The organism is Paenibacillus sp. AGC31 (assembly GCF_057334655.1).
On sequence record NZ_JBHFJH010000032.1, the window covers coordinates 249,352 to 261,344 of the forward strand.

The following is an 11,993-nucleotide window of genomic DNA, read 5'->3' on the forward strand; positions in this document are numbered from 1 at the left end:
GAGATGTCTGAAAACACGGCGAATCGAATATTCAACACGGTAAACGTCATTCTTATTATCATTACGATGGTGCTGTGCCTTGCACCATTCATTCATATTATTGCGATCTCGCTCAGTTCAAACCGGGCGATCGGTTCAGGAGAAGTTTCCTTTTTCCCCAAAGAGTTGTCCTTTGAGGCGTACACCAAAGTATTTGCAGATGGATCAATGATTCGTTCCCTGATCTATACCATTTGGCTGACCGTCCTGAGTACGGTGCTAAGCATGGTGATGACTATCGCAGCAGCTTATCCACTGGCGAAGAGTAATCTGAAAGGGCGCAAGTGGTTCATGCTTGTCATTGTGGTGACGATGTTCTTCAGTGGCGGCATTATCCCCGAGTACATTCTGATCAAAAATCTACATTTACTCGATAGCACATGGGGACTTATTCTGCCTGGATTGATTAGTCCGTTCTACATGATTATCCTCATTACCTTCTTCCGAGGTATTCCTGAAAGTCTGGAAGAAGCAGCAGGCATTGATGGAAGCAGCCACTTCGGAACACTTATGCGCATTATCTTGCCGCTGTCCCTACCGGTTATGGCGACACTGAGCTTATTCTACGCGGTAGGACGGTGGAATGGTTTCCAGGATGCACTCATGTATATTACGAAGCCTGAGCTATATCCTTTGCAATTGAAGTTGTATCAGATGATTCAGCAAAACCAGATTACAGAATTGATGCAGAACGAAGGCATTGGTGCTGTTCAAGTACTGCCTGAGAGTCTGAAAGCAGCCAGTGTTATATTCTCCACGTTACCGATCCTGCTTGTGTACCCGTGGTTGCAGCGGTACTTTATCAGTGGCGTAATGGTAGGTGCTGTAAAAGGTTAACAGTCTCGGGAGGTCCATGACATGACACAACGAATGGTAGAGAAGATGTCGAAAGAGCAGCAGTATCTTATAAATCAGTCCATGTTGATGATGGATAGCTTTTATGACGAGGAATTGGATCTGCTTCGGAGTTTTGAAGAGGAGGATTCATCGCAGCACAGCACACGAGCGAGTGCACATTATGCACTCGGGTTGTTGATTCGAAATGAGCCTGGTGATGTGGAACGCGCGATAGGAGTGTTCCACAAGGTGCTCGATGTTCAATATGACGCTCCGGATGAGATCTATCACGGGACCTTCGCGACCCGACCCAATGATGTGCATCCACCAGCGGGTCACTACGCTTGGAAATCTTTTGCGCCAGGCACGGCCTATTTCCTGGAACGCACCTTTGAGAAGGTGTCTGCGCAGTTTATCCATAAACTACAGGAAGAGGGTTCTCTGCTAACAGAGGCAGCAGACCCCAAACAACTGAAAAACCTTTTTTATTCGGCAGTGAATCAGGTTCTGCCACCAGTCTGGATCAGCTATGATCCCAACTGGCGTGAGTTTATCGCTTGTGTCTGTGTGGTTGTAACTGCTGAATTCGCCGATCTACTGCCGGAGACACTCGTGAAACGGATGGATTATGCGATGGAACTGGCTGTTCAAGGATCAATAGAACGCAGGTTATCGGACGTAATCCCGATGAACACCAATATTGAGTTAATGCATATTTTCATCACCCACTACTACGGCCATCGTTTGAACCGAACAGATTGGATTCAGCATTCGGATGAACAGGCGGAGGGGTTGATAAAAGAGTTTGAACAATACGATGGTACATTCGCGGAGTTCAATACGACAACGTATTATGGGGTGGATCTGTCCGTGCTTGGCATGTATCGAAAGTATGGACTCACCGAACGTTTGATCGAAATTGGACACCGGATTGAACATGGGCTGTGGAATAACATTGCGCTATATTACAATGCCAACCTCGAAAATCTCTCCGGCCCGTTCTCTCGGGCGTACGACATGGAGATGCGAGAACATAGTTCGATCGGTGTATTTATCTATCTCTTGCTCGGTGAAGGCTATGAATATCTGGCAGGAATCAACTGTGAATCTGGGCATGATCCATTGATTGCGCTCCTTGGGGTGGATGTGCCCGCTGAAGCCGTGCCATATTTCAAGGATCATCAAGAGGATCGGCTTGTGCAGAAACAGTTCATGGAACTGTGTGAGCGCAATGATCCAACGTCCAATCGGAATTTGTGTACAGCCAAAGCCTGGATTGGTGAGGACCGGATGATCGGGGCCATGTCGGGAAGTGTGAATACCAACGGCCAGATGCATCCAGCCACGATCCACTGGCAGACAGAGACGGGGGAGCGTTATTATCTTCGCTTGATCCGCCGTGAGGTGGGCGAGGGGTGGAATAGTCATCTGCGCGGAATAACGTTCGATGCGGATCTCACACCTGATTCGTTAACCATTGATGTGAAGCTCTATACGGAGGAAGAGATCGATGTTTATTTTGAAATCAGAGGGCCATCCCTTCGTCAGCAGGATATTACACCAGCGTTATGGCAGTTCCCTGGACTTACGTGTGCCGTGAAGGCTGAAGCGCCTGAACCATCTGTGTTAATGTACGTGAATCATGCGGAGATCATCTATCGTTATGTGCCTGGGAAGACGGCAAACAAGATGAGATTTGAATTGACTCTCCGTGAAGACAACGGTTTGAGGAATAAATAGGTAGATAAGATGAACTGAACATTTACACGAGAACGAAGAGTGCAGAACCGATCTGAAGAAGCGGAGCGTTCGCCTGAAAGCTTTCTGCAAGAAAGCTGCATCGGAAGCATAAGCTATCACCGGATTTTTCCCTTTGGAGAAGGGGATCAAAAAAATCTGGGGATAACAGCGATCGGAAGATGGTACTGCAATTGGAGTGATCTAGTGTAAAGTTTATTGGTTCAACTTATATAGATAGAGATAAATGGAATATGAATGGCCGATAGAATGAGTGTCAGGGGGACCAAGTATGTACACAGACAAACAAGAATATTCGTTCTCAACATGTTGGAATATCAAACGTCATACGACCGGACAAGGCATGATTGAGGAGATCAAGTCTCTCGGATTCAAACAGGTTGAACTGAATTATAACGTTACGGAAGAGATGCTGCAGACGATAGAGCCGATGATTGAACGGGGAGAGATCGGTGTATCCAGTGTGCATAATACATTTCCGCATGTGGCTGATCCGGATTACGGAACGGATTCCATCCTGCTTGGATTCGATGATGAACCGCGCCGCAAACGGGCGATTGAACTGTTACTTCGCTCAGCCGAGTACGCACATCGTTATGGTGCCAAGGCTGTTGTTGTACATCCCGGTGAGGTTCCGTTTGAATACAACATAGATGAAGCGTTGAAAAAGATATACCACGATCAGGGGCCGGACTCACCGGCATATCAATCTTTATGGCAAGAGATGCTGGAGAAGCGGGAAGATGGCAGCGCACATTACCTGAGCCGGATTCAGGAGAGTCTGGAAGAGGTATGTGACTTGTCTGAAAAGCGAGGATATGGGGTGAATTTCGGTATTGAGACCCGTTCACGCTGTTATCAGATGCCGACTTTGCATGAAGCCGGAACGATTATTGGGCAAATGAAGGGCGCACCGCTTGGTCTATGGTACGATATTGGTCACGGCATGATGATGGATCGAATGGGGCTGTACGATAATGTACGTGAGGCTAACACATTGATTGATCACGTGGTTGGCGTGCATATTCATGAAACCTTAGGGTTATCAGATCATTGGTGTCCATACATTCATAGTAAAGACATGACCTTTTTTGATTCATTTTTGGATATCATTGATCGTTCACCAGTGAAAGTATATGAGCTGAAAGCCGCGTGTACACCGGAAGAAATCGATGAGAGTCATGGAATAATCACGGCTCGTATTGCTGAACGTCATGCGGCGCGTCAGCGCGCATAGGGAGCACACGTACCAAGCATGAATGCACTTTATTAGGGAAAGTAAACCAACAGATAGAGCGGTTCAGAACAAACCTCAGGTTGCATTACAGGGTGTTCTGCCGCTCTTTTGTTGTTCTTTTTAAAGTGGTATATGTTTTTACCGTTTCTCTGGGAGTGTTACGTCACCGAGAATCCCTGCCTGATAGCCTTTGACTACAGCACCAATTCGAGATTTCACACCGAATTTCTGTGTAATAGAGGTTATATGATACTCCACTGTACGTTGACTGATCGCCAGATCCTGCGCAATCTCCTTGTTGGTCATCTCCAGTGCAATTCGGTTAAGTATTTCCCGTTCTGTTGCCGTGAGTGATTCCTCCAGATTAGGGGATAACATGGTCTCTGGAATAAGAACATGACCCAACATACTTTGGTGAATGGCGTTAATAATCTGTCCATACGTTGCTTGTTTCGACAAGTAGGCATGGACGCCCAGATCATAAGCTTTTAACTGGAATTCGTGATAGTTATATCCGGATAACAGTATGATTTTAACGGATAACCCGTATTGATCTTTCAATCTTCTCACAACCTCGAACCCGTCAAGCTGGGGCATGCGGATATCCATCACAACAACATCTGGCCGCAGCGCCTCTACTTCGGATAAAAAAAGCAATGGGTCGCTGAATGTCTTCACTACCTGTATGTCTGGTTCACGATTCAAACGGTTGTTGAGGCCTTCCATGACCAGAGGATGATCATCAAGCAGTACGACTGTGATTGGTTCGTTCATTATTCAATAGCTCCTTTGGTTAAAGGCAAACGAATGTTGATGGAGGTTCCTTTGCCAAGGCTGGAATGTATGGTGAATTCTCCACCCAGATGTTGAATGCTGCTTTGTATGGATATCAAACCGAAGTGCCCTGTTGCAGTATCAAATGTGGTATGAACATTAAATCCCAAGCCGTCATCCTCTACTTGGAGAATCAAGTCATTATCCCTTGTATGTACCTGAATGGAGCAAAACGCAGCTTCGGCGTGTTTCATTACATTCATAATGAGTTCACGGATCGTCCGAAAAACAGTGGACTTTAGAGGTTCGTACTTTAACTCTTCAAAGAGGGCGTTGTAGTTAAGTTCCATTCTGATCCCACTTTGCATTTGAAGTGTACGGATAAGCCATTGCAACGCTTCCTCAAGATCGCTTCGATCCATAATATGAGGGTAGAGATCATCACATAATTGACGTATATCTCTCTGGGAAGCATACAGGCACTCCAGCCAAACAGCCGTTTGATCCTTACGCGTCTCTCCGGTATCGTGTAATTCCTCCAAATCACGAGACAGGAAAATCAGGTTTTGAAGCAGTTGGTCATGAAGGAAATATGAGGTTTTCATACGCTCTGCCTGTTGGACTTCCATCAAAATATCATTGAACTCCCGATGACGGCGTATCTGGTGTTCATGAAGCGTTGTCTGATCTACACGGTGTTCATATCGCTTCTTAAGATCGGATAAGAGTCTGCCATTGACGAGCATTCGAATCGCTTCCAGCCTGCCTTGATCAATGATATCCTGCTCTTCTGCTGAAAAAAAGGTGCGATTTTCTTTGTGACCAATGCCCAGAAATCCCGCCATCTCCGTCGTTGGTTCACCTGACAGCTCCCAAACCTGTGCCAAATCATATTTTTGTCGTAAAACTTCAATATCCAACGCCTGGTTATCTATATTCTGAATGGAAGTAAAAATCCCTGTACCTTCCTGAGAATATCTGTGCTTATCATCAATCCATATGACAATTACACCTTCAATATCCAGCATCTTGTGGAACATCTCGGCAAACACGTGAATCATGTCCCGCATGTTTTGCTGCTCAGCCATTCGCACAGTCAACCGCAGTTGCTGGTGTTCCAACCAGTCTTTGTTAAGTTTGTTTTTCTTGCGTGAGCGGGTGAGCGTGTACTGATACGCCCAAGTGATCAGCAAAAACGAGACAAACAGTAAGCTGATATGAATTAACGAATGCAGGTGAGAAGCAGCCAGAAACAGTGAAAATACGATCAAAACATATAGTCCATGAATCATCAATCTTGGCATAACCAGTTTGAGGTCAAGCATACTCCGTTGTACAAGTACATAAGTGAACATCCATGATAAAGGCAGAAATCCAATTAATGTGTACTCTACAGGCAATAATGGTTCACCTTGAAGCAGGGTTGGAATAGCAAAACAGATGATGAAGGGAATCAGGCTAACAAGTATTCCTGTTAACATGAGCAATAGCTGGTTCTGCTCCTTGCGATTGTAGCTTTTACGATTAACCCATGTCATCCAGATTAAGATCAGAAGGGTTGCACAAAGAATAAAGTTAAGCATATTGGTTGGACCAGACGGTGCAGCAGGAGTACTGACGGTAGTAATACCTTGATTGAACTGAACATCGGTCATCATCCACTGCTTGATGTACAGAAATACCAGGCCTACAGAATAAGCGACTGCAATACCTCTGCTGATGAATAGTAACCACCGGAAACGATGCAGACGGGTACGGAACACAAAAGACACATAAAAAGCAGTTAGACAGTAAGGTAACCATGCCGCACAAAAGGCCAGAATATAATTGGATAAAGGCAACTGGGATGTGTATATCGTCAGTATACATATGGCCATGGACAGGTTAAGGAGGTAGAACAGGCGCATCACTCGTGAACCGGGTTGGCTAAACAAGGCATAGGTTCCGGTCAGTAATAGCAATAATTCTACTATGGATGAAAAGCCGATGTTGAACCATTCATGTGGTCCAGGTTTCATGGTATGTTCGGATGCCTGACCGTGAGAATTCTCAACGCCGATGGTGAAGGCTTCAGTCACTAAGAATACACCTTTTTGATGGAGTAACCGGACTTCTCCTTTGGATGCCAACGAGTTAACGGTGTCACCCGATCTAATTCCGGATGTATAAGCTAAACCTTGCGGATCTACATCATGTACTGCCCAAGAATTAGAGGCATTTGGCGTTAACGAAAGTCCGATATAAGGATTTGAAAATGAAGAGATATGGATATACGTGGCTGTCAGTATAAAGCACAACATAGTTACAAACCACACGAATTTAAATTTAGTTTTCATGAATCTATGTAATGAAAGTTTTAGTCGCATGCGAGTAATCATCCGTTCTTATAAAATGCATCATTGGTAAAATGAAGTGGAAAAACAAGCCATGCAGCAATGACATGGCTTGCCGAGCATCACTCTATGTTAATGTAGCAGAGTGCCTAACATTTTGTACATCAAAACTGATGATTCCTGCCTGAGCATAGGTTGCTTCGATCTATAATCCACAGCACCGCTGCTGGATACGGATACTTCCGGACCGTAGAGACCTAGAGCAACCACAAACTGGACACCTTCTTCAGCCCAACGATCCTGTGAACCGATGAGATTGGCAGTTACGGCAGGTGCGCCAAGGAGTTGTTGTGCCGTTCTCGATATGATCACCGCTGCCTCTTGCCTTGTTATGGCTTGCTCGGGATGGAACAATCCATGGCTATTACCTTGCACAATACCCAGTTCAAGCGCTGTTTGAATGTAGGCGGCATAGGGACTTGATTGGGTATCTTTAAATTTTGGTGATTGAGCTGAAATGGACATCCCGCTTATGCCCACAACCTGTGTTACGAACTCCCCACGACTTACAGGTTTCTCCGGTTCAAATAGGGATTGATCCTGTGGATACAGGCCAATCTGTGTTAAGCGATAGATGTATGGAGCATAGGGATGGTTTTCTGGCACATCTTCATAAGGCTTGGCTTCTGGCAATTTCTCGGACCAGCTATCTGACTTGTTGTAATAGAAGTATGTGATTTCACCTGACTGATTTTTTTTGAAACCAGCAAGCTTACCGTCCTCATCCATGAACAACATGTCCTTAACGGGTGTTAAAGTGTGAGTGCCATAAGCATCTATAACCTGAAGACCTTTCTCTGTTGCTGAAATATCATACAACCATGCGGGCAGACGGATATCTCGATATAGTCCCTCGTAGGTAAGAAGTAAAGACTTGGGTACGCTATAATCACTATAATGCGTCTCGTTGTTTGGATAAAAATGATCCATAAATGCTTGGAAAAGCGCTTCTCGCACATCTGGTCCATCACTGTTGGAGACGATAAATAGTCCAGTCTTCTCGTTAGGCAACAGCCACAGATTGGAGTGGAATCCGTCAAGATCGCCTGCTTTACTCACGACTTTCCGTCCATGATTATACTGCGAATAGGTGGATTCGAATCCGTAACCTGTGCCAGGTATATCCGGGTGTATGGACACATCCAACGTTTGCATCGCTTGGACGGATGACGGTTCGAGTATACGTGCACCCTGGTACGAACCTTGATTGAGCTGCGCAAGCATAAAGTGAGCCATATCCCGTCCAGTTGTAATTAATCCGCCCTCAGGGGAGCTGTCCGGTATATTGGGGTATTGCGGAAGCTCCTGTCCTTCAGCGCCATAAGGAGTTGCGAGTTTTCCTAGCGTGTCTTTGCTTAGGGTAAAATGGCTATCCGACATATGAAGAGGGTTAAATATATGTTGTTGTACATAAGTCTCAAACGGAAGTTTGGACTGTTTCTGAACGATGTAACCCAAGAGTGCATAGCCGTAATTGTCGTAACGGAAAACTTCTCCTGGATTGCGAACAACGGACGGTTTGTTGTCTTGGATGAATTGCTCAAGCGGATAAGAACTTTCAAGTTCTCTGTCTGTAGCTGCTGCATCTGTGAAATCAAACCCGCTGGTGTGGGTCATCAGATGTTCCAATGTTAACGATGTTCCGGTATGGTTGGTCAGATGCAAAGCGTCTGTGTATGCGCTGATATCCTGATCAAGCTTTACGTTACCTTGCTCGGCCAATTGCATAATGGCGGTTGCTGTCAGCGTTTTGGAGATGGAGGCTACACGGAATAGAGTGGAGTCGGCGTCGACGGGGATTTGTTTTGCCACATTGGCATAGCCATATCCTTTATTCAACACGATCTGTTGATCGTGAACAACGGTGACTACCGCACCTTTCAGAGCAGACTTCACTTCAGGCTGGGCGAAGAATTGATTGATGAACGATTCAGTTTCCTGAGGGCTTACCTGAGGAAGAGGGGGACTGCTCTCTGCCGATACACTGGTTATTGTGGTAAAACTCAGAGATGCACCCAGGAGGATGTTGGCTATGGCACGTTTCCACCTGTGATTTGATTTGGAGCTCTGTTCTTGTTGTTGTCGAGTTGGACATGTTGCTACGTGAGATTTCATGAAATTCTCCTTTGAGTTGAGATATGTTCGTTCTCTTACATCTAAGTACATCTATAATCTATCAGTTCAAATGTGATGGCGATTCCGTAGTACGCGCTTATTACGGCAGGACTTCCGCAAACCTTTTTGCGTGATCCCGCAATTGTTGAGGATGAAGAGTGAGTTTTGAATGATCTTGAATATATGAAAAGAGGTATTTGTCATGATGGACCCAACAGGGATCTCGACAAATACCTCTTTTTGTTTCGTCTTTTTATTTTCCATGCGAAGCGACATGTGGGAAGTAGATTTTATAAAACTACTCGTACATCCGTCGTTCAAGTTCAGAATAGGCAATCGCAGGATCATCACTGGAATTATCAATATAAGCGACGGATGAAGCAGGGAGGGGCCAGGCTATTTCTTTACGGACAAGAGAAGCTGTGAAGGCATCCCAGTTGGCTAACTTCCATTCATCTAGTGGGGATTGTCTTGCTGTGATCCGCTTGTGATACAACGCTTCATTCTCCAGATAAATATAGGCAACACGCACATCCGTATCATCCATGGTATGTCCAATTCGTGCAAGTTCCTGAGCAATCCAATCCGGGGTACCGATTTCCTTGGTAAATGGCCCCACAACGATCGTATCGATACCCAACTGAACGTTATCCAGAGCAGCATCCATCGTAATGCGGTACCCAAGATCACGGCATAACCTTTTGTATTCAGGCGAATCTCGGTCGGATGGATCAAGTCCCTGAAGGGTCATGATCGCCTCAGCCGCGGGACGAAGCAGAATATCCATATCAAAGAAAGCCGCTTTATGTTTACGGGAAAGGGCTTTGGCAAGGGTGGTCTTGCCGCTTCCGGCCCCGCCGAGAAAGAAAATTAGTTTGCTCATGAATGTAATGCCTCCTTAGTATGGTGCAAGTGCGTGTAAGATGTGAGCTAATATCATTTGCTTATTTTAGCACAATCCATAACAATCTCACTTCATCACCTGCGAAGGAAACCAGATATGACGCAGGTTCGCCCAGCCCTGGCTGTTGAAAGATATACCACGTACCGAAGGCAGATAAGCGGTTTCTACCGGTTTTTCGGATAAATGGAACAGTAAATTCTGACCAACCAAAAATTGCTCAATGCGGTCTAATTCACGAGTTCGATCCGCAGCGATGGGAGAGGCTACGATGGTTTGCAAGATCTCATGGATCGTTATACGAGTAGAATCTTCCAGATGCTCAGATAACGTAGAGTAGAGATCATACCTTCGCAGTTCTTCGTCCCTGTCCCGAATGAGAGAGAAGAGAATCAGATCAGACTCCAGCCGCAGATTTCCTTTGAACTGCTCCATCGTAGCAGTACGGACAGTACAGGAGAAACCGCACTGCTCCAGTATGGACGCCAGATGTTGGGCATCCCTGCGATATTGTGGGATGGTTGCAATGTGCAGGGAGACGGGACTGGAGGATACGGAACTCATCGATATATCGCTAAATCCCTCCGAGTGGACTTGGACTTTCTTGGTATTCACGGCACTAAAATCAGTCTCCACGACCTCAGAGTTATCTCCACGTCCGTCATCTCTATACATTCCAGCAAGGCATGACTGAAGGTGTGCTCTTACTTCCGGATCGTTTAACGGTCCGGTTTTTTGCGTATTACACGTGAGTAATTTATGAACCATCACCCCTGCACTAATCTGTGTCCAGTCTGCACCCGCAGACGAAGACGGATTATGAACAAGATGAAAGAACGGAGTTTCGATATCTTGGCTATCATCCATTTTTGCCGAGGCACTCCACGGAATTTGCAGGATATCTACCCGGTCCATATGGGCTCTACCCTGAAAATACGATGAAAAGGCTTCAAGTCTGCACAAGTGATCATCCCAGGCGGTGACCTTGAACGGTCCCGTCCCAACAGGTTTTTGCATCCCATGCACATCACTCGAATGCTTCATCTTATGTTCGTTTGTTCCTGATGAGGGTACAATCGCCGCACGACTTGTTGTCAGGAAGGACAAAAACAATTCATGAGGATTTTTAAGCTGGAAACACACGGTTAAGGAATCGACCGCTTCAATAGATAGAATCTGTTTACTTACATCACGGTACAGTGTCCGGCGATCTGTAGATTGCAGCCGTTCAAACGTATGAACAATATCATGGGCCGTCAACAACTGACCATCGTGAAATGTAATACCTTTTCGCAAATAAAAGATCCAGGTCTTTCGGTCTGCACTGACATCCCAGGTATGAGCGAGACATGGGAGAATCTCTCCCTGTTCGCCCCGCTGAACCAACCCGTCAAAGACATGGCTGGTAACAAAGGATTCAGCTAATAGATTAATGTACAGCGGATCAAGCGCATGAAGCTGTTGGCGCAGGGGCAACCGAAGCGTATCAATCTGCTCATTATTGGTGCCGGCTTCCGTATGATGTCCTGAATACCCAAGCAACCACTGGTTTAGATGAACCTGCATGATTGTTGAACTGGAGAATGCGCTCACCTGCTCGGCAGCTTCCTGCAATTCCCGGCGATTCATGGCCTGCATCATATATTCTGCGGCGATTTGATCAGCCGGAACAAGCAAGGTAAGTGAAGAACGCCGACCCCTGCCACGCTGGGAAACCCAATGAACCCAGTCATGGGCAACCATCTTTTTGACAATCGTTAACGTATTGCGATGTGTACAATTTAGCAACTCAGCGAGATCGGCGAGTGTAAGTTCATGTTCTGTGTGGTGGCCGTAATGGCGATGCAACAGCAGATATTGCTGATGTAATTTCAAGTGTTGATTCCCTCCTGGAGGTGAACTCTGACGTATTCCTCTAAAATAAGAAGTTTTGTCGAAT

Annotated in this window: 8 protein-coding genes; 3 read left to right on the forward strand and 5 right to left on the reverse strand. The window is 45.8% G+C overall.

Annotated elements, in window-relative coordinates; all coding sequences use genetic code 11:
* Nucleotides 1-3 precede the first annotated feature (3 nt).
* The 3 genes from ACE04G_RS20770 to ACE04G_RS20780 all read left to right on the forward strand — a co-directional run bounded on the left by ACE04G_RS20770 (nt 4) and on the right by ACE04G_RS20780 (nt 3,871).
* Nucleotides 4-876 carry a carbohydrate ABC transporter permease gene (locus ACE04G_RS20770; RefSeq protein ID WP_076249554.1) on the forward strand — a complete coding sequence of 291 codons (873 nt, stop codon included), beginning with the start codon at nt 4-6 and terminating at the stop codon, nt 874-876.
* A gap of 21 nt (nt 877-897) precedes the next feature.
* On the forward strand, nt 898-2,616 hold the full coding sequence (locus tag ACE04G_RS20775) for a hypothetical protein (RefSeq protein WP_221824859.1): 1,719 nt from the start codon (nt 898-900) through the stop codon (nt 2,614-2,616).
* A gap of 289 nt (nt 2,617-2,905) precedes the next feature.
* A complete protein-coding gene (locus tag ACE04G_RS20780) occupies nt 2,906-3,871 on the forward strand; it encodes a sugar phosphate isomerase/epimerase family protein (RefSeq protein WP_221824858.1) in 966 nt (321 codons plus the stop codon).
* A 138-nt stretch (nt 3,872-4,009) separates the two neighbouring features.
* On the opposite strand, the gene ACE04G_RS20785 is transcribed toward ACE04G_RS20780, so the two are convergent.
* The 5 genes from ACE04G_RS20785 to ACE04G_RS20805 all read right to left on the reverse strand — a co-directional run bounded on the left by ACE04G_RS20785 (nt 4,010) and on the right by ACE04G_RS20805 (nt 11,929).
* Nucleotides 4,010-4,645 (reverse strand): response regulator, encoded by a 636-nt coding sequence (locus ACE04G_RS20785; RefSeq protein ID WP_221824855.1) that lies wholly within the window; start codon nt 4,643-4,645, stop codon nt 4,010-4,012.
* Nucleotides 4,645-6,723 carry a sensor histidine kinase gene (locus tag ACE04G_RS20790; protein WP_449004446.1) on the reverse strand — a complete coding sequence of 693 codons (2,079 nt, stop codon included), beginning with the start codon at nt 6,721-6,723 and terminating at the stop codon, nt 4,645-4,647. Before ACE04G_RS20790 ends, ACE04G_RS20785 begins: the two co-directional genes overlap by 1 nt.
* Before the next feature lie 387 nt (nt 6,724-7,110).
* Nucleotides 7,111-9,153 carry a serine hydrolase domain-containing protein gene (locus ACE04G_RS20795; protein WP_449004447.1) on the reverse strand — a complete coding sequence of 681 codons (2,043 nt, stop codon included), beginning with the start codon at nt 9,151-9,153 and terminating at the stop codon, nt 7,111-7,113.
* Nucleotides 9,154-9,451: 298 nt separating this feature from the next.
* A complete protein-coding gene (locus tag ACE04G_RS20800; RefSeq protein ID WP_449004448.1) occupies nt 9,452-10,036 on the reverse strand; it encodes a P-loop nucleotide/nucleoside kinase family protein in 585 nt (194 codons plus the stop codon).
* Between the two features lie 87 nt (nt 10,037-10,123).
* Nucleotides 10,124-11,929 (reverse strand): ABC transporter substrate-binding protein, encoded by a 1,806-nt coding sequence (locus ACE04G_RS20805; protein WP_449004449.1) that lies wholly within the window; start codon nt 11,927-11,929, stop codon nt 10,124-10,126.
* Nucleotides 11,930-11,993 lie beyond the last annotated feature (64 nt).